The sequence below is a fragment of the Streptomyces sp. NPDC031474 genome (assembly GCF_055581185.1).
Window position 1 is genome coordinate 142,373 of sequence record NZ_JBVIJX010000012.1, and the last position, 23,679, is coordinate 166,051.

Here is a 23,679-nt window from a genome sequence, read left to right on the forward strand (position 1 = left end):
GCGCCGAGACGAAAGGCCTGCCCGATGCCCGCCCTCCTCCGTGACGCCGTGATCTGCGAACCCCTGCGTACTCCCGTCGGCGGCTACGGCGGCGTCCTGCGCGACGTGACGGCGGCCGAACTCGCCGCCACGGTCGTGCGCGCCGTGCTGGCACGCACCGGCATACCGCCCGCCGCCGTGGACGACGTCCTGCTCGGTCAGTGCTATCCCAACGGCGAGGCGCCCGCCATCGGCCGCGTCGCCGCCCTGGACGCCGGTCTGCCCGTCGAGGTGCCGGGACTCCAGATCGACCGCCGCTGCGGCTCCGGACTCCAGGCGATCATCACCGCCGCGATGCAGGTGCAGACCGGCGCGAGCGACCTCGTCCTGGCCGGCGGCGTCGAGTCCATGAGCCAGGCCGAGTTCTACACCACCGACGTCCGCTTCGGCGTACGCGGCACGGGCGCCACGCTGCACGACCGGCTGGCCCGCGGCCGCGTCACATCGGGCGGCGTCAACCACCCGGTGCCGGGAGGGATGCTGGAGACCGCCGAGAACCTGCGCCGCGCGTACGGCATCTCGCGCGAGGAGCAGGACCGACTCGCCCTGCGCTCCCACGAGAAGGCCGTCGCGGCCCAGCGGGAGGGCCGCTTCGCCGACGAGATCGTCCCCGTCACCGTACGCGGCCGAAGAGGCGAGACGGTCGTCGACACCGACGAACACCCGCGCCCCGACTCCTCGTTGGAGAAACTCGCAGGGCTTCGGCCCGTGCTAGGCCGCCAGGACCCCGAGGCCACGGTGACCGCCGGGAACGCCAGCGGCCAGAACGACGGCGCGGCGATCTGCGTCGTCACCCACCCCGAACGTGCCGCCGAGCTCGGCCTGCGCCCGCTGGGCCGCCTGCTCTCCTGGGCCGTCGTCGGCGTGCCGCCGGAGACGATGGGCATCGGGCCGGTGCCCGCCACGGCCAGGGCCCTGGAGCGGGCCGGGCTGAAGCTCGCCGACATCGACCTGCTCGAACTCAACGAGGCCTTCGCCGCCCAGGTGCTGGCCTGCACCCGCGAATGGGCCCTGACCGACACCGACTTCGAGCGGTTCAACGTCAACGGCTCCGGCATCTCGCTGGGCCACCCCGTCGGCGCCACCGGCGGCCGCATCCTCGCCACCCTGCTGCGCGAACTCGACCGCCGCCAGGCCCGCTACGGCCTGGAGACCATGTGCCTCGGCGGCGGACAGGGCCTGGCCGCGGTCTTCGAACGGCCCACGCACGCACCCCACGCCACTGGAGGACGCTGACATGGCCGGACTGATCGCATACGGCGCCCATGTGCCGTACCACCGCCTCGCCCGCGCCGATGTCGCGGCCACGCTCGGGACACCGGCGGGCCGCGGCACCCGCGCGGTCGCGGGCTACGACGAGGACACCACGTCCATGGCCGTCGAGGCGGCCCGCATGGCCCTGGCCCGCGACGGCCTGCGCCCCCGCATCGGCCAGCTCTTCCTGGCCACCGCGGCGCCCGCCTACCTGGACAAGACGAACGCGACCGCGGTCCACGCCGCGCTCCGCCTCGACGAGCACGTGCTCGCCGCCGACATGGCAGGCTCCGTACGCTCCGGTCTCGGCGCGCTGGTCACCGCCGCCCGCTCGCCGATACCCACCCTGACCGTCCTGTCCGACCTGCGCACCGGCCTGCCCGGCGGCAGCGACGAGATCGCGGGCGGTGACGGCGCGGCGGCCTTCGTCTTCGGCGGGCACCGCAACGGAGCCCCCGTCATCGCCGAACTCCTCGCCCACGACACGGTCAGCGACGAGATCCTCGAACGCTGGCGACTGCCCGGCGCCCCCGCCTCCCGGGTCTGGGAGGAACGCTTCGCCGAGGAGATCTATGTGTCCCTCGCGGACAAGGCGCTCACCGCCGCCCTCGAGCAGGCGGGGCTGGACCGCGGGGCGATCGACCACCTCGTCGTCTCCGGCCTGCACGCACGCGCGTGCGCGACGGTACGGCGGGCGGCGGGCACGCGTCCCGAGGCAGTGACCCCGGACCTCGCCACGGCGATCGGCAACGCCGGCACCGCCCAGCCGGGGCTGCTCCTCGCCGACGTCCTCGACCGCGCCGCACCCGGCGAGATCATCGCGCTCGTCGTGCTCGGCGACGGCGCCGGAGTCGTCCTGCTGCGCACCACCGACGCGCTCCCCGCGCACCGCAGCGTCCGCCCGGTCGCCGCGCAGATCGCCGCGGGCAGCGCCCCCATGGCGTATGCCACGTACCTGTCCTGGCGCGGCCTCCTCGACCGCGAACCGCCCCGCCGGCCGGACCCCGAACCGCCCTACGCCCCGCCCGCCCACCGCCGCACCGCCTGGAAGTACGGCTTCGTCGCCTCCCGCTGCGAGAAGTGCGGCACCCGGCAGCTGCCGCCGGACCGGGTGTGCGTCTCCTGCCGCAGCGTCGACGCCATGACCGACGAGCCGATGGAGCAGGTGCGCGGCACGGTCGCCACGTTCACCGTCGACCGGCTGGCCCACACCCCGAGTCCGCCGATGCTCGTCGTGGTCGTCGACTACGACGGCGGCGGCCGGTTCCGCTGCCAGCTCACCGACGCGACCGAGGCCGACGCGGTCATCGGCGCCCGGGTCGAGATGACGTTCCGGCGCACGGTGACCGCCGCCGGGATCCACAACTACTTCTGGAAAGCCCGGCCGGTGCGCACCGGCGGCGAGACCGAGGAGACACACGGATGAGCTCGCACGGAATCCGGGACCGGGTCGCCATCGTCGGCATGGGCTGCACGCCCTTCGGCGAGCACTGGACCCGTTCGGCCGACGATCTGCTGGTGGACGCCGTGGGCGAGGCGGTGACCTCGGCCGGCGTCACCCTCGACGACATCGACGCGTTCTGGTTCGGCACGCAGGCGTCCGGCGTGTCCGGCCTGACCCTGAGCCGGGCGCTGCGCCTGCCCCACAAGCCGGTCACCCGCGTGGAGAACATGTGCGCGACCGGCTCCGAGGCCCTGCGCAACGCCTGTTACGCCGTCGCGTCCGGGGCGTACGACGTGGCCATGGCCGTCGGCGTGGAGAAGCTCAAGGACTCCGGGATGTCCGGGCTGTCGGGCACCGCCATCCCCGGCGCGGGCGACGACAGCCGCGGCGAGATCACCGCCCCGGCCAACTTCTCCCTCCTCGCCCCCGCCTACGCGGCCAAGTACGGGCTCTCCGGCGAGGAGATGAAGGACGTCATCACCCGCATCGCCTGGAAGAACCACGTCAACGGGGCCCGCAACCCGCGTGCGCAGTTCCGCAAGGAGGTGCCGGCGGAGCGCATCCGGTCGGCCCCCATCATCGCCGGCATGCTCGGTGTGTTCGACTGCTCGGGGGTCTCCGACGGCTCGGCCGCCGCGATCGTCGTACGCGCCGAGGACGCCTACCGGTACACCGACAAGCCGATCTTCGTGAAGGCGCTGTCCCTCGTCGCCGGCCCGGCGGACGGGCTCCTCGACCCCGAGTACGACTTCACCACCTTTCCCGAGGTCGTGGCCTCCGCCCAGGAGGCCTACCGGCAGGCGGGCGTCACCGACCCGCGCGCCGAGCTCGCGCTCGCCGAGGTCCACGACTGCTTCACGCCCACGGAGCTGGTGCTGATGGAGGACCTCGGCTTCTCCGAGCGCGGCCAGGCCTGGAAGGACGTCACCAGTGGGGCGTTCGACCTGGACGGCTCGCTGCCGGTCAACCCGGACGGCGGACTGAAGGCCTTCGGCCACCCCATCGGCGCCTCGGGTCTGCGCATGATGTTCGAGGCATGGCTGCAGTTGCGGGGCGAGGCGCCGCCCGAGCGGACGGTGTCCTCCCTGGCGCAGGGGCGGTCGCTCGCCCTGACCCACAACCTCGGCGGCGGCCCCGGCGAATGTGTGTCCTTCGTGTCCGTCGTCGGCAGTCGACTGTCGGCCTGAGAAAGGCGGTTCGGCCATGGAGCGACTCCAGGGCAAGATCGCGATCGTCACCGGGGCCGCCTCCGGCATCGGCGCGGCGACCGCACGCCGCGTGGCGGCGGAGGGAGCGCACACGGTCGTCGCCGACCTGAACGCCGACGGCGCCGAGGCGGTCACCCAGGAGATCCGCGCCGCCGGAGGATCCGCCACTGCGCTCACCGTCGACCTGGGCGACGTCGACAGCGTACGGGCCATGGTGGCCGCAGCGGTCGAGACGTACGGCGGCCTCGACGTCCTGCACAACAACGCGGCGGCCACCCGCCTGGCCGCCCGGCAGGACCTCGCCGTGGCCGACGCCGACCCGGCGGTCTGGGACGACACGATGCGGATCAATCTGCGCGGGACCATGGTCGCCATCCAGGCCGCCGTCCCGCACCTGATCGCCCGCGGCGGCGGTTCGATCATCAACACCTCGTCCGGCTCCGGGCTCGCGGGTGACCTGCGTAATCCCGCGTACGGCGCCTCCAAGGCGGCCCTCATCAACCTCACGCAGTACGTCGCCACCCAGTACGGCAAACAGGGCGTGCGCTGCAACGCCGTCGCGCCCGGGTTCATCGTCACGCCGGCGAGCTCCGGCTCGGCGCACGGGGCGATCCGGGAGGCGATGCTGCGCCATCACCTCACGCCACGCCTGGGACGCCCGGAGGACGTCGCCGCGGCGGTCGTCTTCCTCGCCTCCGACGAGTCGGCCTTCATCACCGGGCACACCCTGCGCGTGGACGGCGGGCTGCTCTCCCACGCCCCCTATGTCGCGGAGCTGCGGGACGCCTGAACAACAGGACGGCTCGCCGGCGCCTCCGGTCAGGGAGGCGCCGGCGAGCCGTCCGCGCCGCTCAGGACAGTGTCTCCGGCTCCAGGTCGCCCAGGTACGCCGCCCTGACGGCAGGATCACGGCGTACCTCCTCGGGCGTACCGGCGCAGATCCGGCGCCCGAAGTCCAGCACGACGACCTGGTCGCAGACGCTCATGACCATGTCGACGTCGTGCTCGACGAGCAGCACCCCCATGCCCCAGTCCTCGGCCAGACGCCGTACCAGATGGGCCAGTTCCCGTGTCTCGTCGTCCGACAGGCCAGCGGCCGGCTCGTCGAGGAGCAGCACGGACGGGGAGGCCGCCACCGCGCGGGCGATGGCCAGCAGCCGCCGCTCCCCGTACGACAGATCGCCCACCGGCCGGTCCAGACCGTCCTGGAGACCGAACTCCCTTACGGCGACGAGCACATGGGAGGGCAGCGGGCGGCTGCCGGGACGGATCAGGTCCGTGAGCCACGCCCACCGGCCGGGGCGGTCGCAGGCCGCGTACAGGTTGTCCCGCACGGACATGTCCTCGAACAGCTCCAGCGACTGGAAGGACCGGCTGAGGCCGGCCGCGGCCCGCCGGTGCACCGGCATGCGGGTCACCTCCCGGTCGCCGAGGCGTACACCCCCGGACGCGGCCCGGGTGAAGCCGGTGACGGCGTCGATGGCGGAGGTCTTGCCGGCGCCGTTGGGCCCGATCAGCCCCACCACCCGGCCCGGCTCGACGTCCAGCGAGAGCTCGTCGACGGCGACGACACCGCCGTAGCGGACGGTCAGGTTCCGCACCCGGAGGGGGAGCGGCGCGGCGCGCGGCACGACCGTCTCCTCCGCCGTGGGCGCCGCGGCCGTGACCGTGTCGCGCTGCCGGAACAGCCGGCGTCGGACGGTCTCCGCCTGCCGGCCGGCCTCCTTGCCGATGCCGTCCTGGTTGCCCACCAGCGTCAGCACCAGGACGATCCCGCCGATCAGCGGCATCCACTCGCTCAGCCCTGGCAGCACCAGGTCCCCGAACCGGGCGCCCACCGTGCCCGCGGCGAAGGTCGCGCCGAACAGGGGGCCGACGAGGAAGCCGACACCGCCGATGACCGCGAGCCCGAGCGCGGTGATGGAGTCGAAGGAGGCGAAGTCGGAGAAGACCACCGAGGTGGACCGGAAGCCGGTGAGCACTCCGGCGAGCGCGGCGATGGCCGCGGAGAGGCCGAAGGCGTAGAGCTTGGCCGCGCGCACATCGATGCCGAGGGCGGCGGCGGCCCGCTCGTTCGCGCGTACGGCGACGAGCCGCCGGCCGGTGCGGCTGCGCCGCACGTTGGCGACGACGAGAGCGGCGGCCACGAACAGCGCGAGCACTACGGCGGCGTACCGCTGTGGATGGTCGACCCCGGAGATGCTGATCCCGAAGAGCGTCTGGTGGCCCACCGCGATGCCGTCGCTGCCCGGGGTCGTCGACAGGCCGGTGTTCTGGAAGACCATCGCCTCCAGGGTGGCGCCGAGCCCGAGGGTGATGATCGCGAGGTTGACGCCGCGGGTGCGGACCGCCGGGAGCGCGAACAGCAGGCCGATCGGCACCGTCCCCAACACCCCTGCCAACAGGGCCAGTTCGAACGGCCAGCCCCAGTCGGCCGATGCGTGCCCCGCGATGAAGGCACCCGTCCCGGCGAGGGCGTAGGCCGCCAGGGATACCTGCCCGGCGTACCCGGTGACCACGACGATCGACAGGATGATCAGCGACAGCACCAGCGTGTTGGTGATCGCGTCGGCCCACAGCGGCGTCGACACGCTCACCAGCGCCAGCCCGACCATGACGGCCACGGCCAGCGGGACGGGGCGCACCCTGCCGGTGCCCAGGGCCGGCAGCCGGTCCAGGAACGTGCCGCGCAGCGGCAGCGCCCGGCCCCGGGCGACCAGCGCCAGGGCGATGAAGAGGAAGGGCACCGACGAGGCGAGGCCGGTGATGTCGGAGCCGAAGCGGGTCAGCTCGGACTGCACGATGCCGATGACCAGACCGCCCGCCAGCGTGACGGGGAACGACGAGAACCTGCCGACCAGGGCGGCGGCCAGCGCGCTCAGCAGGAGGGTGGTCAGCCCGGTCACCGACAGACCGATGACCGGCACGATCAGGATGCCCGTCAGTCCCGCGAGCGCCGAGCCGAGCGCCCAGTTGCCGGTGGCGATCAGGTCGGGGGACCAGCCGAGGGAGGCGGCGACGCCCTCGTTCTCCGCGACCGCGGTGGTGCCCAGGCCGAACAGGGTGCGCTTGTAGAGGAGATGGAGGACCGCGGTCACGACGACCGCGATGCCGAGCAGCCACACCCGGTCCTCGGAGACGGTCGCCCCGGCGATCGTCAGCAGCCGGGCGGGCAGTTTGCCCGGCACCAACTGCAGGTCGCCGCCGTAGCGTTTGAGGGCGATCGCGGTGAGCACGATGAACACCGCCAGCGTGCCGACCAGCCGGGCGAGGGCGGACGCGCGGCGCAGCGGGCGCAGCACCAGCAGATGCGTGAGGACGCCCAGCACCGCGGAGGCGAGGACCCCGCACGCGGTGGCGGGCCAGTAGGGGACAGCGTGGTGGGCGGCCAGCTCCCACTGCACATAGGCGCCCGCCATCCCGATCGCGCCGTGCGCGAGGTTCAGGACCCCGGAGCCCCGGTAGACCAGCACGATGCCGTGCGCGGTGAGTGCGTAAAGGGCTCCGAGCCCCAGGCCGAGCAGTGCGAAACGCAGAACGTCGTCCATCTGTGGCACCTCCAGACAGACAGAGTAATTATTTAAATAATTGTGTCCAGAGTACTTCACTAACGAATGTCCCGGCTTCATGCTGTTCGGCATCTCGACGACGCCCATCGGGCTCCCCCAGATCTCGACTTCGCTCGATCCGGGGAGATCCCCACCGCCCCGCGGAGGAACCATGAACGACTCACGCCGACGCAGAACCACCGCAGCGAGCTGTCTCGCGGTGACCGGAGCCCTGCTCGCCGCCGGCTGCGGGGGAGAGGCGTCCGGCAGCTCCGCGGAGACCTCCTCCCTGAAGGGCACGCCGGTCAAGGTGATGGTCTGGAACCCGGAGGACACCCAGGGCAGCGCCCAGCCCGGCGTCCGGCTCACCGCCCAGGCCTACGAGAAGTGGATCAATGCCAACGGGGGCATCAAGGGCGGCCCGCTGAAGGTGCTCACCTGCAACGAGAAGAACGACCCCGACGAGGCCGAGAAGTGCGCCCAGCAGGCGGTCGCCGAGAAGGTCGTCGCGGTGGTGGGCTCGTACAGCCTCGCCGGCGACCGCTACATGCCCATCCTGCAAAAGGCCGGCATCCCGTACATCGGCGGCACCGGCGTCTCGGCGGCGGAGTTCTCCAACCCCCTGTCGTTCCCCGTCAACGGCGGCACCCCCGCGGTGTTCGCGGCCCACGGGCGGCAGCTGGTGGAGGACGGCTGCAAGAAGATCTCCGGCGTACGGTACGACCTCGCGGCCGCCGCCATCGTCTCGCAGTTCCTCACCCTCGGCGCCACCTCCGCCGGAGGCACGGCGCCCAAGGACCTCAAGGTGCCGGTCACCGCCACCGACCTCGCCCCGCAGGTCGCCGCCGCCACCAAGGGCAGCGACTGCGTGAGCGTCATCCTGGGCACGCACTCGGACCTGTTCGTGAAGGCGTACATACAGTCCGGCGCGAAGACCAGGCTCGGCAGCGTCGTCGGCAACCTCACCCCCGCACTGGCCGAGACCACCGGGGGCAGCGGCAGCCCGCTGGAGGGCGCCGCGATCACCGGCTACTACCCGCCGACCTCCGACGCCGTCTGGAAGGACTTCGTCGCTGCCGCCAAGGGCACGGACATCGACACGAGCAACGGCGCGAACGAGACGACCTGGGTGGCCTTCAAGGTCCTCACCGAGGCGGCCGGGAAGCTGACGGCGATCTCGTCCACGGCCCTGGTGCAGGAACTGAACACCACCTCCGGCATCGACACCGGCGGTCTCACCCCGCCCCTGACCTGGAACGCGTCGACCGCCCTGCCGATCAAGGGACTCGACCGCATCCACAACACCACCGCCACCGAACTGACCATCCGCGACGGGAAGATCGAGTGGGCGAAGGAGGGCTCGACCTTCGTCGACGTCCGCAAGGTGCTGACGGCCATGTCGGCAGGCTGACCGTCCGACGCACCGGAGCCCGAGCAAAGGAGAACGTCCGTGCACGACCCCGGGCCACCCCTGATCGAAGCCCGCGCCCTGTCCGCCGGATACGGCACCCAACCCGTCGTACGCGAACTCGACCTGGAGGTCCGCCCCGGCGAGATCGTCGCCCTGCTCGGCCCCAACGGCGCGGGCAAGACCACGACACTGCGGGTGCTCTCGGGCGACCTGGCCCCGATGACCGGCGAGGTGCGCTGGCTCGGCGACAACGGCCGCGCACCGCTGCACCGCCGGGCCCGCCAGGGCCTCGCGTACGTCGGCGAGCGGGCCGTCTTCACCCGGCTCGACACCGCGGACAACCTCCGCGTCGGCCGAGTGGCGACCCAGCAGGCCCTGGAGCTCTTCCCCGAGCTCGAGAAACGACTGAAGACCGGCGCGGGCATGCTGTCCGGCGGCGAGCAGCAGATGCTGTCGCTGGCCCGCGCGCTGTGCCGCGCCCCGAAGCTGCTCCTCGCGGACGAACTGTCCCTCGGTCTCGCCCCGATCGTGGTCGACCGTCTCCTGCGCTCGGTGCGCGAGGCGGCCGACCGCGGCCTGGGCGCGCTGCTGGTCGAACAACACGTCCGCAAGGTGCTGGACATCGCGGACCGTGTGTACGTCCTGCACCGCGGCCGCATCACCATGACCGGCACCCCGAAGGAACTGCGCGGCGATCTGGACGCGATCGAATCGTCCTACCTCGCCGCAAAGACAACCGCCACGACTGATTGAGGTGGGTGCTGTGCTCAGCGCACGCGAACAGATCCGCTCCCTGGTACGGTCCGCCGACCCCTTCGACCAGCCCGCCGACGACCTGAGAAAGCTGCAACTCGAAGCCGCCCGGGAGGCCTTCGCCGTCCACCGCGAGCGCATCCCGCTGCTGCGCACCAGGGCGCGGGAGAGCGGCGTACACGAGATCACAGGACTCGACGACCTCGTACCGCTGCTGTTCTCCCACACCAGCTACAAGTCGTACCCCGTCTCCCTCATCACCGCCGGCCGGTGGGACCGGCTCCTGCGCTGGTACACGACCGTGTCCGCGGTCGAGGCGGACGACGTCGACCTGGACGGCGTCCGCGACATCGACGAGTGGACCAGGCGCATCACGGCCGCCGGACACCGGCCCTACATCACCAGCGGCACCTCCGGGAAGGTGTCCTTCCTCAACTGCGACGCGAGCGACCTGAGTTTCCTCCGCGACATCCTGGAGCACCTCACCTGCTGGCCCGATCCGCTCCCGCCGAAGCCCACCCGCCGCGGTTACCTGCTTGCGCCGGCCGGCGGCCCGATGCGCTCCATCGACGGTTTCCGGTGGCACGCGGACGTCTTCGCCCAGCCCGGCCGGACCCGGCTGCTCACCGAGGACCCGATGCGGGTCGCCGAGCTGATGAGCAGTGCGCTGCTGCGCCGCCGGATGGCCGAAGGCACCGCGACCCCGCAGGAGATCAGCTCCTTCGAAACCGCGTCCGAGGCCCGTGAGGAGGAGTTGGGCGCGGCCATGGCCAGGATCGTCGACGACATCGCCGCGCACCGCGACGAGCCGCTGCTGATCGCCGGGATGAACAACCAGCAGTTCACGCTGATCCAGGCCCTGCGAGCCCGCGGCGTACCCGACGGGAGTCTGCACCCCGACACCCTCGTGCTCAGCGGCGGCGGCAACAAGGGCCGCGCGCTGCCCGACGACTACCAGGCGCAGTTCGCCGCCTTCTACGACGGCGTACGGCGCGTCCGCAGCTACGGCATGACGGAGCTCCAGGGGTCCTGTCCGGCCTGCGAGAAGGGCAACTACCACCTACCGCCGTGGGTGATCCCCCTCGTCCTCGACGAGCCGGGCGAGAGACTCCTGAACACGGAACTCGGCGTCGTGGAGGGCCGGTTCGCCTTCCTGGACGTCTCCCTCTCCGGCCGCTGGGGCGGGCTGATCAGCGGCGACCGGGTCTACGTGGACTTCTCCCCGTGCGACTGCGGCAGAACGGGACCGACGGTCCTGCCCGACATCCGGCGCTACGGCGACCTCGGCGGCGACGACAAGATCACCTGCGCCGCGACACTCGACTCCTATGTACGGGGGATGATCCACGGATGAGGCCCACGACAACGGCGGCGGACCCGGTGGCGGTCTCCCATGTGATCCGCGGCGAGGTCGACGCCGGCCCGCACACCGCCCACGGCCGCGCGGACGCCGCCTTCACCGCACCGGCGCTCGACCTGGACCGCCTCGTGTGGCCCCGCACCGAACCCGGCCCCGCCTTCCAGGTGCCCGTCGCGGAGATCGTCGACCTGCTGGTGGAGACCGGCGAGGCCCTCAAGGCGGACCGTGCGGGCCTGCTCGCCGAGGCGCTGGACCGCATGGCCCGGGTCAGCCCGCTCCCCGCGGAGGTGCTGGAGCACGCCTACGCCGTACTGTGGCGCACCTTCCAGCGCCCCGGCCTGTACGCGCAGATCGACCACGAACTCGGCGGCGCGGACGTGCTCGACGGCTGGCGCGAGGTGCGGCTGCCCGAGGGCCGCACCGCGGCCACCCGTGCGTTCCCGCCCCGTCTCGTGCACATCATCGCCGGCAACGCCCCCGGCGTCGCCGCGATGTCCGTCGTGCGCGGAGCCCTCACCAAGGGCGTCAACCTGCTGAAGCTGCCCTCCAACGACCTGTTCACGGCGACCGCGATCCTGCGCACGATGGCCGGCGTGGCTCCCGGCCACCCGGTGGTCCGCTCCTTCTCGGCGGTGTACTGGCGCGGCGGCGACGAGAGGGTCGAGAGCGTCCTGTTCCGCCCGCAGTTCTTCGACAAACTGGTCGCCTGGGGCGGCGAGGCCACCATCCGCGGGGCGCTGAAATACGTCGGTCCCGGATTCGAGCTCGTCTCCTTCGACCCCAAGACGTCCATCTCCCTGATCGGCCGCGAGGCCTTCGACTCGCCGGAGTCGCTGGCACGGGCGGCCGACGCGGGGGCCGTGGACGCCACGTTCTTCAACCAGCAGGCATGCGTCGCCAGCCGCTTCCAGTTCGTCGAAGGCACCGAGGAGGACGCCGACCGCTACGCCGCGCTGCTGTGCGAACGCCTGGGAACAGCACGGGAGTTCAGCTCGGCCGACGGCCCGAAGGTCCCCGGTGAGCTCCGCGAGGAGATCGACGTCCTGCGGTCACTGACGCCCGACTACCGGGTGTGGGGCGGCTACGACGGGCGGGGCCTGGTCATCCGCTCCCCGGAACCGGTGGACTTCCACCCCGACGGGAAGATCGTCAACGTCGTCCCGGTCGCCGTACTCTCCGAAGCCGTCACGCACGCCGGGGTGGCCACCCAGACGGTCGGCGTGTACCCCGACCCCCGCAAGGCGGAACTGCGCGACGCCCTCGCCTGCGCCGGCGTACAACGTGTGGTCTCCCTCGGCAGAGCCGGCGGCATGCCACCGGGCCTCTCCCACGACGGCTTCTACCCACTGCAACGGCTCATGCGCTGGGTGAACGACGAGTGATCCGGCACTGCGCCCTGATCTCGCCAGGAGGCTCGTGCACGCGGATGTCAGTCCAGCATGTCGGTGAAGTTGTTGTCGTGCTTCACTCGGAAGGGGTGATCGACCGTTGGTTCCCCAGCAGCAAGCTGTGCGGGGCCTGCGGCACGGTCCGCGAGAAGCTGCCGCTCAACGTCCGTGAGTGGACGTGCGACTGCGGCGCCGTGCACGACCGCGACGTGAACGCGGCACGCAGCATTCTGACCGCGGGCTGGCGGCGTCTGCCTGTGGAGACGGTGTAAGACCTCAACGGGAGTCCTCCCGGACGGGGCGGTCGTCGGTGAAGCAGGAAACCCAGCGGGCGACCGCTGGAAACCCCCGCCGCTAGGCGGGGGAGGAAGTCAACCTCGTCAGTTTCCCCATCGCCGGCTGCAGCCTGGCCGTGAGCGTGGCCGGGGGCCTGCGCGACCGCAAGCGCCCCTTCAGCCTGCTGCGGCTGACCGGCACACAGCTCGGGGTGCTGCGAAGGGTGGTACTGCTGGAAAGCGCGGTCCCGCTCCTGGTGGTCGCGGTGGTGGCGATCGGGATGGGCTTCCTGGCCGCCCAGCTGTTCGTCCAGGCACAGTTCGACTACTCCATCCGGGCACCTGGGATCCAGTACTACGCGATCGTGCTCACCGGGCTGGTCGCCTCGCTGGGGGCATCGCCTCCACGATGCCGCTGCTCAGACGGATCACGGGCCCCGAAGCGGCACGCAGCGAGTAGGGGGAGGGCGAAGCCGGTCGCCGGATGCCGCCCGATGTGTCCCTCGACCCACAAGGGCCGAGGGCGTTCCGGTGGGCGGCGGGAACAGCAGGTCCGGCCGTCGCTGTTGCACCGGCCGAGAGACCGGCGGCCGCGGTATGCCCGGTCGTCCGGCATCTGATACTGAGGGGCGACCGCTCATACGCAGGCCGCGGACTCGGTCCGAGGCTTTTTCCTACTGGAGGACTGTTTTCATGAATGACCGGCCCTTGACGCTCATGGCGGTACACGCCCACCCCGACGACGAGGCCACCGGAACGGGGGGCGTCCTCGCGCGGTATGCGGCGGAGGGCATCCGCACGGTCCTCGTGACATGTACCGACGGCGCTTGCGGCGATGGACCGGGGGGTGTCAAACCGGGTGATCCCGGGCATGATCCGGCGGCCGTCGCCCTGATGCGGCGTCAAGAACTCGAGGCAAGCTGCGAAGTCCTGAAGGTCGGTCACCTGGAGATGCTGGACTACGGCGACTCCGGGATGATGGGCTGGCCGACCAATGACGCGCCCGGATCCTTCTGGCAGACACCCGTGGAGGAGGGCGCTGCCCGACTCGCGGAACTCTTTCGGCGCTACCGGCCCGATGTGGTCGTCACCTACGACGAGAACGGCTTCTACGGCCACCCCGATCACATCCAGGCCAACCGCATCACGATGGCGGCGCTGGCGATGACCGAGCCGACACCGAAGGTGTACTGGACGACAGCGCCCCGCTCGATGATGCAGCGGTTCGGGGAGGTCATGCGCGAGTTCGGCGGCGAAGTACAGGAGCCGGATCCCGCCGAGGCCGCCGCGCTGGCCGAGATCGGGCTCCCCGACGAGGAGATCACCACCTGGGTGGACACCGCCGCGTTCGGCGACCAGAAGTTCGATGCGCTGGCCGCGCATGCCAGCCAGGGGGAGAACATCTTCTTCCTAAGGATGGGCCAGGCGAAGTTCACCGAGTTGATGGGCGTCGAGACCTTCGTACGCGTCCAGGACACCACCGGCGCGGCCCTGCCCGAGAACGACCTCTTCGCCGGACTGCGCTGATCCGCCCGCCCACCGACGGCCCTTGATCACGAGGGTGGTCCTCCCCGGTCGTGCGGCGGTCACGAGATCGCCGGCCCCCGCGCCCGGGCAGGGCCGTTGAGGCGGGTGCCCCACACAGAGCTGCGCGCCCCCCGAGTTGTCGTCGGCGACTTCGTCCTCGCTGTCGCCCTGCCCGGTCAGAGCAGGAAGTCCAGCAGTGCCTTCGTCAGGGGCTCCGGCTCCGGTACCTCTTCGGCCGGGAAGTGGCCGGAGTCGGGAAGGACCACGCCGGTGACGTCGGCGGCGACCTTGCGCATGTCCTCCGCCGGGGCCGTGCCGGTGCTGTACTCGCCGCCGATGGCCAGGATCGGGATGGTCAGCGGTCCCTGGTCCCTCCTGGCGAGAGCGCTCTGCAGAGTGAATCCACGAGCGCCGCCGCGCTGGGTTGCCGAGGGCGGGGGACATCATCGGCATTCAGCGAGAGTTAGCCCCTGCGAAACGGATAGACGCGGTACGGTGCGAGTGTGGCCCTGCGGCATCCCCCGTCCGTAGGGCCACACTGCTGTTCGCGTGCGTGAGTGTGCTGGTCAGCGACTTCGGCTCGCCTGCGCTCTGGCGACGGTCGTCGCGACGGCTGGTGCGGTAGCGGTGAGACGCGGAGGCTGCCGCTGGACGCTGGGGCTGAACTGCCGCGTGCCGGTGCCGTGCGCGAGTTCCTCGACCAGGTCGGCGATCATGGGGGCGGGCGCGCAGGCGGAGGCGAGGATCGTCCAGGGTGGGGCTTTCGGCGATCTGGCGTGGCCGGCGGTCGTCGGTGATGACGGTGGGGGTCTCCTTACTGCCCGGATGTCGGACGGGGACAGTGGGGTGAGGGTGGGGCGACCGGACGGCACCCCCGGTTGTCAGCGGTGGGCGGAGCGGTTCATCTCGACGATCTCCTCCAGGGCGGGCGCGGAGGCGAAGGCCGCGAAACGCTCCATCAGCCGGTCACGCGTCCCCGGGGCCTTGTCCCGCTCCGCCGCGGCCAGGGCAGCCTCCAGCTCCCTGAGGTCCAGCTCGGTGCAGTAGGCAGGCGTGCCCGGCTGCTGGCGCCAGGAGTCGGCCAGCGTTCCGGCGTCGAAGGCGTCGAAGCCGGTGTCCTCCACCAGCCCCATCGCCACGCGTCGGGCCTCGGCCGAGTCGGCGGCCACCGGTATGGCGATGCGCCCCGGCGTGCCCGCCGGTACGCCCTTGGTCTGCTGGATGCCGGCCAGGGCCGCGTTCCACGCCTTGACCACGGGGCGTCCCAACTGCTCGGCGTTCCACAGGCTTTCCACCTGGCCATGGTCGACCGCGTCGATGTTCCCGCTCAGCTGGGGGTAGTAGTTCGAAGTGTCGATGACCACCGTCTCGGCAGGGACCGCGGCGAACAGGCCGGCCAGCTCCCCGGCCCGCCCGAAGGGGATGGACAGGATGATCACGTCCCGGCCCTGGACGGCGTCGGCGAGGTCCGCCGCGCGGGCTCCGGACTCCAGCACCTCGGCCGGTACGGCCTCGGGGCCCCGGGCGCCCGCGACCAGTACGTCGTGTCCGGCCGTGGTGAGCTTGCGGGCGAGGTTGCCGCCGAGCGCACCCGCGCCGATAACAGTAAGTTTCATGATTTGTTCCTTCTGGGGGCGTGTTGTCCCCGGGTTTCTGGGGCAGCACGAGGTGATGGTTGGAAGCCGGCCGTCACCGACCAGGCCCGTCGGATCCCGGACAGGCCGGCAACCGGACGGTCAAACAGGTAGGGGCGCCCGGTGGCTTACGCCTGGCCGCCCCGTTCGCGGTAGCCGTTCTCCATGAGCGACCGCAGACGGTCCAGCGACTCCTCGTCGGTGGCACCCGTGCCCTTGACCCAGGCAACGGAGATCGCCGCGAGGAACAGGTCGTACCCCTTCACCGAGCGGCGTACGTACCCTGCGGACTGTGCCGCACCGACGTACGCGTCGGTGGCGGAGATGAGGATGTCGCAGGGGAGCGTGAGCGGGTTGTCCGGCGCGTGCTCCCTGGCCGCGGTCATGAGTGGCTCCGGCAGCCCGCTGAAGGCGCTGAAGTGCTCCTCCATCGCCCGCAGCCACTGCCTCAGCGCCTCGGAGGCGTCGCCGAGCTGCTCGATGTCCGCCTGGCGGGCCACCAGCTCCTCGGAACGCGTCTGCAACACGGCCGCCAGCAGTGCCTCCCGGGTCGGGAAGTGCCGATACAGCGTGCCGGGCCCGACGCCCGCCTCCTTGGCCACCGCCTCCAAAGACGTGCCGACCCCGTACTGCAGGAAGTGGCGCTGCGCCGCTTCCAGGAGGGCCGTGCGGTTGCGCTGAACGTCCGCACGGGGCTTGCGCCCCTGCTGTTCCTTGGCGTTCATAGCACTCTCACCTCGGACGGACCTGCGCATCCAATAAAACGGAGACTGCCTCCGTACTCATTCGAGAGTAAAACGGAGGCAGCATCCGGTCAAGTCGCAGGGTCCCTTGCCGTCGCCCGGCAAGGTGACGCGAGACGGCCGGAGCAGAGCATCGACGTCGGCACGATCATCCCCTTCGACGACGAGGGCGAGGCGATCCGCGTAGCCAACGCCAGCGACTTCGCGCTCGCGGCGACCCTGTGGACGACCGATCTGAGCCGCGCACACACCGTGGCGCGACGCGTCCGCGCCGACGCGGTGGCGGTCATCGTGGTCGTCAGTGCCCTGGGCGTCGACCACCCTGACAGCTGGTGAAACGGCCGTCCCGGTCAGTAGCGTCCGGTCGTGGTGAGTGAATCGTCGGGCTGTCATCTGTCGTCGATCCGGTCGAGAGGAAATCGACGTGGCGGTCGGCCGATTGGGTGTTTCGGGAGACCCGCTCGGTGAAGATCCGCAGGAACTCGTGATCACTGCCCCGCGACGTTGGCTGTGATCAGCCGGAGCAGTTCCTTGGCCGCGGTGTCCTGCTCGGCGGTCAGGCCCATCGCCTGGCCGATCGCGACAGGGACCGTGCGGGCTTTGTCGCGGAGTTCGATGCCGGCTTCGGTGAGGCGGACAGCCACAGAACGTTCGTCCTCGGGGCGGCGCTCGCGTCGCAACAGGCCCCCCGCTTCAAGGCGCTTGAGGAGCGGCGACAGGGTGCTGGAGTCCAGGTGGAGGGCTGCCCCCAGGTCGCTCACCGAGACGGAGTCCTGCTCCCACAGGACGAGCATCACCAGGTACTGCGGGTAGGTCAGACCAAGCTCGTCCAGAAGCGGCCGGTAGCGGGTCGTGACCGCCCGGGAAGCGGCGTACAGGGCGAAGCAGAGTTGGTCGTCCAGGAGGAGGGACCCTTGCGTCGGCTCTGCGGCGGCTTCCTTCACGGCGCGGCTCCCGGTGTTTGCGCTGATCACGGGCGGGTCGTTCGGTTCTCTTCATTCTATCGCGCACGAAGGAATCGCTAGCTAATGAGTTGTGCACGATCTAATCGCACACTACTCTTCCTGGTGTGCCACCGCTCCGAGCGGGGACTACCGTCAGGAGTACGTCCGCGGCACCCGCACCCAGGAGGTCGCCATGACCGACATCGCCGCCCGCCCCGTTCTCGAACCCGGCGCCCAGTCCTTCGCCGAAGCCACCGCGAACCCGCCGTACCTGTTCGACCTCGGGCCCGTCGAGGGCCGCAAGACCGTCGACGAGGTGCAGTCCGGTGACATCGCCAAACCCGGCGTCGACGAGGAGTGGGTCACCGTCTCCGGCGGACCCACCGGCCATGTCCGCGCCCGTGTCGTCCGCCCCGCAGGAGCCACCGGCACCCTCCCCGTGATCATCTACATCCATGGCGCGGGCTGGGTGTTCGGCAACGCCCACACCCACGACCGCCTCGTGCGCGAACTCGCCGTCGGTGCGCAGGCCGCGGTCGTGTTCCCCGAGTACGACCTCTCGCCCGAGGCCCGTTACCCCGTCGCCATCGAGCAGAACTACGCCGTTGCCCGTTGGATCGTCACCGACGGCGCTGCGAACGGTCTCGACGCCGCTCGCATTGCTGTCGCCGGCGACTCGGTCGGCGGCAACATGAGCGCCGCGCTCACGCTCATGGCCAAGGAGCGAGGAGACGTGCCGTTGGTGCAGCAGGTGCTGTTCTACCCGGTCACCGACGCGGCCTTCGACACGCCCTCGTACCACCAGTTCGCCGAGGGCTACTTCCTGCGCCGGGACGCCATGCAGTGGTTCTGGGACCAGTACACGTCCGACGAGAAGTCTCGCGACGAGATCACGGCGAGTCCGCTCCGCGCCTCGGTCGAGCAGCTGCGCGATCTGCCCCCGGCCCTCGTCATCACCGCCGAGGCCGACGTCCTGCGCGACGAGGGCGAGGCTTACGCCAACAAGCTCCGCCAGGCGGGCGTGCCCGTCACCGCGGTCCGCTACCAGGGGATCATCCACGACTTCGTGATGCTCAACGCCCTGCGCGACACCCATGCGGCCGAGGCCGCGATCAGCCAGGCCGTCGCCACCCTGCGCACGGCCCTTCACTCCGGCTGAACTCTCTTGCGTCAGGCTCCGGCCCAGGCATGAACCGGAGCCTGAGGGGCGTCACCTTTCGAAGGGCGACAGCCATACGGAGGGAACCTCGCGGCGCGGTGCTGGGCGCGCGGGCCGGTGCGGAGTAGGAGCTGGGGCCGGACGAACAGAAGCGGATCTGCCCGAAGGGCGCCTCTGGGTGTTCAGGATCCGCCTCGCGAAGGTGCCCGGAGAAGTCAGCCGAGGCCGTCCGCTCCCACCTGGACGGCGTTTTCGTCGAGCAGGGCGTCCGACACGCATTGCGGGTTTCCGTCGAGATCGCGGACCGGGGTGCCCTCTTTGTACCAGGACTCGATGACGGCGTTGCCCCAGAAGTCGCGGCGGCGGTCGTCATGCACGTTCCAGCGGTACGTCTCGTGGTCGGGGTCGCCGGTGCAGTAGTCGGAGGTGCAGATCTCCACGCGGTGGCCGTCGGGATCGCGGAGGTGGAGGTAGAAGGCGTTGGAGACGCCGTGCCGGCCAGGTGGTGCAGGCGGGGTCCGGCGCCGCCGGTGAAGGCGACGTCTCCTCGGCTTCGCCCGTCCCGGAGACCGGATCAACGTGCTCACCCTGGACCGGCTGGGCCGGAACATGCGCGAGACCCTGAATCTCGTGCACGACCTCACCGAAAGTGGCGTCTTCCTGCGCACGCTCGGCGACAAGCTCGCCGTGGACACCAGCGAGCCGGGCCCCGGCACCGGCATGGCCATCGCGCTGCTGGCGATGTTCGCCCAGATGGAGCGGACCTACATGCTGGAACGTGCCGCCGGCGCCCGCGCTGCCAAGGAAGCCCGCGGCCTGCCGACCGGCCGCCCCGCGAAACTCAACGCGACCACACGTGCCGGAGCCGCCCAGCGGATCAAGGACGGCGCGATCCCCGAACAGGTCGCCGCCGAACTCGGCGTCAGCCGCTCCACGCTCTACCGGGAACTGCGCAAGCACCGCGAAGGCGCCACTGCCGAACCCGTCGGGCAGGAAGGCCGATCAACGAGTCGGGCCACATCCGCGCAGGTCAGCGATATCCGTTGTTTATTCGGCGATTACTACGGGGACCCCGTCGAGGCCGACCTGTCGGCACGGGTCTGCCGAACTGGTCGTGGCCCTCCTGGGGATCTGGAGGCGGCGGGGCGAGAACTCAGCCTCAGGGCACGCCGGTGGCAGCGCACGGTCAAGTCACGTCGGAGCGTGCATCTGGTCTCCCGGCGGCGAACGCATCACTCCTCCGTGCCTGACGAGCCATCAGGAAAGTCGGCATTAAGTCAGCATCGGTCCTGGCGAAGCCGCCCGCAGATGCCCACACCTTGGAAACGCGGACAGCCTCGGAAGCTCCTGTTCGGGAGCCCGCCAAGGGGAGCGTGCCGCCAGAGATCGTCGTAGAAGGGCAGGCGGGGAGGCGGCCTCGAGTGCTCAGCACCGGCGGCCTGATTTCCCAGGTCAGCGCACCCTTCCGCGTGGTTTGAGGGGGGTGTCGGGCAGGGTCGGGGCGCGCAGCGGGGCTCCGTCGTAGCCCTTCACTTCGCCGAAACGGGTCCCCTGTGCCCAGTCCTCGCGAGCCTGCACGATCTCTTCCTGGGACCGGCCGACGAAGTTCCACCACATGACGAGCTCCTCCTCGAACGGCTCGCCGCCGAGCAGCATCAGGCCTGCGTCGGACTCGGCCCGCAGGGGCAGTTCGGTGCGTCCGCAGCCGAGGTAGAGCATCGAGCCCGGCAGGACGGGCACCCCGTCCACATGCACCTCGCCCGACATCGACAGAACGCCGTACTCGAAGTCGGGCAGGAGCGGCAGGCGTACGTCGGCGCCGCGGGCGAGCGCGAGATCGGCGCCCACGATGGGGGTGTACGCCGTGCCGGGTGAGGTGGAGCCGTCGAGGTCGCCGAGGAGCACGGTGGCCGTGAGGCCGGGGGCGGTGACGGTGGGCAGGTCGGCGTGGTGCTCGAAGTGGGGGTCGGTGTGCCGGTGGGCGTCCGGCAGCGCGACCCAGAGCTGGGCGCCGTGCAGGTAGCGGGCGTGCGGCCGGGGGCTCTCCTCGGAGTGGCTGATCGCCCGGCCCGAGGTCATCAGCCCGAGTTCCTTGGGCCGGATGGTCTGCAGGCTGCCGGTCGAGTCGCGGTGCAGCACCTCGCCCTCGTGCAGCCAGCTGACGGTCTGCAGGCCCATGTGCGGATGCGGCGGGACCTGCATGCCCGGCTCGTCGGCGATGTCGTCGGGGCCGTAGTGGTCGACGAAGGCCCAGGCGCCGATCATGCGCCGTCCGAGGTTCGGCAGCAGCCGGCGCACCTCGGTCGACTCGCCGAGTTTCACCTGCCGGGGGCTCAGTAGCTCGCGGACTGGTTCGGCGACGACGAATCCGCGGCCGCCGCACACACTCGGTACGGGCGCACGGTCAAGGTTGCTCATGCGGCACAACTTAGCGGTCGGATGTGGAGTTCCGCAGAAGGACCCGGTCAGGCCCTGGATTCGCCGTCCGCCGGCGCCTCAGCCGGTCAAAGTCTCGGCGAGTTCCGTGGTGGCGCGCACGATCTCGGTGTCCGGCTCGGTGAGCAGCTGGCGAAGCACGTCTCGCTGGGCGTGCACGGCGTCGCGGGCCGCGCGTTCCCAGCCCACGTAGTCGTCGGGGTGGTGGAGCAGCTTGGGGTACGCGGCGGCCGTGGTCTCCCACTGACGGGTGTCGGCGATGCTCTTCAGCAGGCGCAGGATCTCCGCACGGCAGGTGACCTGGGGGAGCCGGACGAGTTCCCAGAGGAACGGCACCGTCGCCGCCGTCGCCTCGTCGACGACGAAGCCGAACTGGCAGATTCTGCGGCGCAGTTGGCCTAGAGCGGACCCGGCGCTGTCGGCGTCGCCCCGGGCGACGGTGGTCAGCAGGATCGGGATGTCCGCAGCGGACCCGGTGGAGTCCTTGATCTCGGGCCACGGCACATGTCCCAGGTCCTTCAGCGGTGCGGTTCTCTTCGTGGCAGTCATGTCAGGTGTCAGCCGTCGGTCGGGGATCAGGGCTGTAAGCGGGTCGGCAGCATGGCCCAGACGGTCTTGCCCACGGGGGAGCGACGCGTCCAGCCCCAGTGCTGCGAGAGGGCCTCGACGATGTGCAGTCCGCGGCCGTGTTCCAGGAGGGTGTCGTCGGCGTGCGGGTAGACGGGCAGGCTGTCGCTCGGGTCGGTGACCGCGCACACCAGGTGGGAGCGGCGCAGGGTGAGTCTGAGCCGTACGTCGAACTCGCCGGCCGAGGGGTGGGGGAGGCCGTGCAGGACCGCGTTGGCGGCCAGCTCCGTGACGACCATCACCGCGTCGTCACTGCAGTGGCCCAGGGACCAGCAGTCGAGGGTGTGGTGGGTGAAGTCCCGTGCCTGGGCGAATCCTTCCCGGCTGCCCGTGAGGTGCAGGGCGGCGGTTCTGGGCGAGTCACGCACGGAGACGGACTCATGGCTCCGGATCTGCGCAGGTGATGACACGGTGCATCTCCCTGAAGCGACGTCAGGACGGGGCGCCAGAAGTGTGGTTGACGGCATGGTTATTATCCACGCTGACGATGTCCTCGTGCAATTTCACGGGAAATTGCGCGTACGAGCGAGGAGAGTGCAGTGCCGTCAGTGCCGAACGGAGTACGGGCGAGCTCGTTGGGCGTCCGCTGGATCAAGAGCAGCCACAGCAACGCCGAAGGCAACTGTGTGGAGGTCGCGGCCCTGGACGGGGGAGGCGTCGCGATGCGCAACTCCCGTGATCCCGAGGGGCCGGCCCTGGTGTACACGCCGGCCGAGCTGGCCGCGTTCGTGGCCGGGGCGAAGGACGGGGAGTTCGACCATCTGGTGTGAACGCCGCGTGGGGGTCGCGTAAGGATCGCGTGAGGGTCCGGGGCGGACTCGGCGGGCGTGCTCCAGGGGGCGACTCGTGGTGTCCCGATGGAGCCGATTGCCTTGCCGCGTGCGGCCGGAGGGCTTCGGATGCGATACTTCGGTCTGTCGTCTGCCGGTCCACGGGGAGTCAGGATGTCTGCCGAGTCGTCTCGCGTCTCCCGCCTCGAACCGTATCTGAACCGTGCCGAGCCCGCCCCAACCTTGCTGAAAATGCTGGTCGGTGTGCAGTTGGCGGGCATCCGGGAGGACGCCGGCCTGTCCCAGGACCAGGCCGCGCGCGCCATCGGTTTCAGCCCGGCGAAGCTGTCGCGCATCGAGGCGGGCAAGGGGCGCAGGCCGCCCGTCGAGGCGGACGTCCGCGCGCTCCTGTCGCTGTACAAGACCGACGACCATGAGGCTTCGGTGCTGCTCCGGCTGCTGCGGCAGGCGGGCGAGCCGGGCTGGTGGCAGCGCTACGACAAGCGGCTGATGCCCGAGTGGTTCGACCGCCTGGTCGGATTGCAGGAGGCGGCCACCGCGATCCGTACCTTCGAGATCCAGTACGTGCCGGGCCTGTTGCAGACTCCCGCGTACGCGCGCGCCGTCGTGGAGCGAGGGCTGCCGTCGGCGACGTCTCGGGAGGTCGAGCGCCGGGTGGAGCTGCGGACGCGGCGTACCGAACTGCTGCGGCGACCGGACGCCCCGCGGGTGTGGGCGATCCTCGACGAGTCGGTGCTGCTGCGGGTGCTGGGCAGCCGCGAGGTCATGCGCGAGCAGCTCGCCCATCTCGTGGAACTGGCCCGGCTGCCCCATGTCACCGTCCAGGTCGTGCCGTTGGACGTCACCCACGCCTCGGCGCCGGCCATACCGGTCACCTATCTGCGCTTCGGCGGCGCCGATCTGCCCGATGTCGTCTACCTCGAGCAGATCAGGAGCGCCACCTTCCTGGAGGACCAGGACGAGACGGAGGAGTACCGCGTCGCGCTGGACCGGCTGGCCGACGAGGCGCTCAACCCCCGTGATTCGCAGGCCCTCTTGGCTGCCATCGCGAAGCAGCGGTACGTCTGACCGCGTGCCCCTGCTGCGGACCCGACCCCGACCCCGGCCACGCGCACAGCCGCAGTCCTGGCCTCAGCCG

The 23,679-nt window shown here is 70.9% G+C and carries 22 protein-coding genes and 2 pseudogenes; 16 read left to right on the plus strand and 8 right to left on the minus strand.

What is annotated here, in order from left to right:
* Positions 1 to 24 precede the first annotated feature (24 nt).
* The 4 genes from ACZ5SK_RS26045 to ACZ5SK_RS26060 are packed head-to-tail and all read left to right on the plus strand — an operon-like array spanning position 25 to position 4,735.
* Positions 25 to 1,275 (plus strand): acetyl-CoA C-acetyltransferase, encoded by a 1,251-nt coding sequence (locus ACZ5SK_RS26045; RefSeq protein ID WP_334574898.1) that lies wholly within the window; start codon positions 25 to 27, stop codon positions 1,273 to 1,275.
* Between the two features lies 1 nt (position 1,276).
* Entirely contained in the window at positions 1,277 to 2,719 is a 1,443-nt protein-coding gene (locus ACZ5SK_RS26050; RefSeq protein WP_334574897.1) for an OB-fold domain-containing protein, read from the plus strand.
* Positions 2,716 to 3,924 carry an acetyl-CoA acetyltransferase gene (locus ACZ5SK_RS26055; protein WP_334574895.1) on the plus strand — a complete coding sequence of 403 codons (1,209 nt, stop codon included), beginning with the start codon at positions 2,716 to 2,718 and terminating at the stop codon, positions 3,922 to 3,924. Before ACZ5SK_RS26050 ends, ACZ5SK_RS26055 begins: the two co-directional genes overlap by 4 nt.
* Before the next feature lie 16 nt (positions 3,925 to 3,940).
* The gene (locus tag ACZ5SK_RS26060; RefSeq protein ID WP_334574893.1) at positions 3,941 to 4,735 is read left to right on the plus strand and encodes an SDR family NAD(P)-dependent oxidoreductase; all 795 of its coding nucleotides are present in this window, start codon (positions 3,941 to 3,943) and stop codon (positions 4,733 to 4,735) included.
* 61 nt (positions 4,736 to 4,796) lie between these two features.
* Here the strand turns inward: ACZ5SK_RS26060 and ACZ5SK_RS26065 are convergent, their stop codons facing one another.
* Complete coding sequence (locus ACZ5SK_RS26065) at positions 4,797 to 7,493, minus strand: ABC transporter permease subunit (protein WP_468576631.1); 2,697 nt, start codon at positions 7,491 to 7,493, stop codon at positions 4,797 to 4,799.
* Between the two features lie 172 nt (positions 7,494 to 7,665).
* Here ACZ5SK_RS26065 and ACZ5SK_RS26070 point away from each other — a divergent pair, with 172 nt between their 5' ends.
* From ACZ5SK_RS26070 to ACZ5SK_RS26100, 7 genes and pseudogenes are all read left to right on the plus strand, one after another.
* Positions 7,666 to 8,904, plus strand: coding sequence for an ABC transporter substrate-binding protein (locus ACZ5SK_RS26070; RefSeq protein ID WP_334574891.1), 1,239 nt, complete (start codon positions 7,666 to 7,668; stop codon positions 8,902 to 8,904).
* 39 nt (positions 8,905 to 8,943) lie between these two features.
* The gene (locus ACZ5SK_RS26075; protein ID WP_334574889.1) at positions 8,944 to 9,657 is read left to right on the plus strand and encodes an ABC transporter ATP-binding protein; all 714 of its coding nucleotides are present in this window, start codon (positions 8,944 to 8,946) and stop codon (positions 9,655 to 9,657) included.
* Between the two features lie 10 nt (positions 9,658 to 9,667).
* Positions 9,668 to 11,011, plus strand: coding sequence for a hypothetical protein (locus tag ACZ5SK_RS26080; protein WP_334574887.1), 1,344 nt, complete (start codon positions 9,668 to 9,670; stop codon positions 11,009 to 11,011).
* On the plus strand, positions 11,008 to 12,399 hold the full coding sequence (locus ACZ5SK_RS26085) for an acyl-CoA reductase (RefSeq protein WP_468576632.1): 1,392 nt from the start codon (positions 11,008 to 11,010) through the stop codon (positions 12,397 to 12,399). The genes ACZ5SK_RS26080 and ACZ5SK_RS26085 overlap by 4 nt, the downstream gene beginning before the upstream one ends.
* Positions 12,400 to 12,494: 95 nt before the next feature.
* Positions 12,495 to 12,763: pseudogene (locus tag ACZ5SK_RS26090) on the plus strand (zinc ribbon domain-containing protein); the annotation flags it as partial.
* A 30-nt stretch (positions 12,764 to 12,793) separates the two neighbouring features.
* Positions 12,794 to 13,300 (plus strand): annotated as a pseudogene (locus ACZ5SK_RS26095) (FtsX-like permease family protein); the annotation flags it as partial.
* Positions 13,301 to 13,373: 73 nt separating this feature from the next.
* The gene (locus ACZ5SK_RS26100; protein ID WP_468576633.1) at positions 13,374 to 14,207 is read left to right on the plus strand and encodes a PIG-L family deacetylase; all 834 of its coding nucleotides are present in this window, start codon (positions 13,374 to 13,376) and stop codon (positions 14,205 to 14,207) included.
* A gap of 881 nt (positions 14,208 to 15,088) precedes the next feature.
* Here ACZ5SK_RS26100 and ACZ5SK_RS26105 read toward each other — a convergent pair.
* The gene (locus ACZ5SK_RS26105) at positions 15,089 to 15,823 is read right to left on the minus strand and encodes an NADPH-dependent F420 reductase (protein ID WP_468576634.1); all 735 of its coding nucleotides are present in this window, start codon (positions 15,821 to 15,823) and stop codon (positions 15,089 to 15,091) included.
* 146 nt (positions 15,824 to 15,969) lie between these two features.
* On the minus strand, positions 15,970 to 16,566 hold the full coding sequence (locus tag ACZ5SK_RS26110) for a TetR/AcrR family transcriptional regulator (protein ID WP_468576635.1): 597 nt from the start codon (positions 16,564 to 16,566) through the stop codon (positions 15,970 to 15,972).
* On the opposite strand from ACZ5SK_RS26110, the gene ACZ5SK_RS26115 reads away from it, so the two are divergent.
* Positions 16,480 to 16,920 carry an aldehyde dehydrogenase family protein gene (locus tag ACZ5SK_RS26115; RefSeq protein ID WP_334574876.1) on the plus strand — a complete coding sequence of 147 codons (441 nt, stop codon included), beginning with the start codon at positions 16,480 to 16,482 and terminating at the stop codon, positions 16,918 to 16,920. The two genes, ACZ5SK_RS26110 and ACZ5SK_RS26115, sit on opposite strands and share 87 nt — an antisense overlap.
* A 152-nt stretch (positions 16,921 to 17,072) precedes the next feature.
* Here ACZ5SK_RS26115 and ACZ5SK_RS26120 read toward each other — a convergent pair whose 3' ends face one another.
* On the minus strand, positions 17,073 to 17,528 hold the full coding sequence (locus tag ACZ5SK_RS26120) for a MarR family winged helix-turn-helix transcriptional regulator (protein ID WP_334574874.1): 456 nt from the start codon (positions 17,526 to 17,528) through the stop codon (positions 17,073 to 17,075).
* A 193-nt stretch (positions 17,529 to 17,721) separates the two neighbouring features.
* Here ACZ5SK_RS26120 and ACZ5SK_RS26125 point away from each other — a divergent pair, with 193 nt between their 5' ends.
* Positions 17,722 to 18,687 (plus strand): alpha/beta hydrolase, encoded by a 966-nt coding sequence (locus ACZ5SK_RS26125; RefSeq protein ID WP_334574872.1) that lies wholly within the window; start codon positions 17,722 to 17,724, stop codon positions 18,685 to 18,687.
* A gap of 215 nt (positions 18,688 to 18,902) precedes the next feature.
* On the opposite strand, the gene ACZ5SK_RS26130 is transcribed toward ACZ5SK_RS26125, so the two are convergent.
* Entirely contained in the window at positions 18,903 to 19,127 is a 225-nt protein-coding gene (locus ACZ5SK_RS26130) for a VOC family protein (protein WP_334574870.1), read from the minus strand.
* Positions 19,128 to 19,266: 139 nt separating this feature from the next.
* Here ACZ5SK_RS26130 and ACZ5SK_RS26135 point away from each other — a divergent pair, with 139 nt between their 5' ends.
* Entirely contained in the window at positions 19,267 to 20,082 is an 816-nt protein-coding gene (locus tag ACZ5SK_RS26135; RefSeq protein ID WP_334574869.1) for a recombinase family protein, read from the plus strand.
* Positions 20,083 to 20,139: 57 nt separating this feature from the next.
* Here ACZ5SK_RS26135 and ACZ5SK_RS26140 read toward each other — a convergent pair whose 3' ends face one another.
* From ACZ5SK_RS26140 to ACZ5SK_RS26150, 3 genes are all read right to left on the minus strand, one after another.
* Positions 20,140 to 21,105: a pirin family protein gene (locus tag ACZ5SK_RS26140; protein WP_334574867.1), complete on the minus strand. Its 966-nt coding sequence runs from the start codon at positions 21,103 to 21,105 to the stop codon at positions 20,140 to 20,142.
* Between the two features lie 78 nt (positions 21,106 to 21,183).
* Complete coding sequence (locus ACZ5SK_RS26145; protein WP_334574865.1) at positions 21,184 to 21,672, minus strand: hypothetical protein; 489 nt, start codon at positions 21,670 to 21,672, stop codon at positions 21,184 to 21,186.
* Positions 21,673 to 21,698: 26 nt separating this feature from the next.
* Positions 21,699 to 22,118 carry an ATP-binding protein gene (locus ACZ5SK_RS26150; RefSeq protein ID WP_468576636.1) on the minus strand — a complete coding sequence of 140 codons (420 nt, stop codon included), beginning with the start codon at positions 22,116 to 22,118 and terminating at the stop codon, positions 21,699 to 21,701.
* A 171-nt stretch (positions 22,119 to 22,289) separates the two neighbouring features.
* Here ACZ5SK_RS26150 and ACZ5SK_RS26155 point away from each other — a divergent pair, with 171 nt between their 5' ends.
* Together ACZ5SK_RS26155 and ACZ5SK_RS26160 are read left to right on the plus strand one after the other, a co-directional pair.
* Positions 22,290 to 22,520, plus strand: a complete 231-nt coding sequence (locus ACZ5SK_RS26155; RefSeq protein WP_079657987.1) for a DUF397 domain-containing protein — start codon at positions 22,290 to 22,292, stop codon at positions 22,518 to 22,520.
* Between the two features lie 174 nt (positions 22,521 to 22,694).
* Positions 22,695 to 23,609 (plus strand): helix-turn-helix domain-containing protein, encoded by a 915-nt coding sequence (locus tag ACZ5SK_RS26160; RefSeq protein WP_334574862.1) that lies wholly within the window; start codon positions 22,695 to 22,697, stop codon positions 23,607 to 23,609.
* Positions 23,610 to 23,679 lie beyond the last annotated feature (70 nt).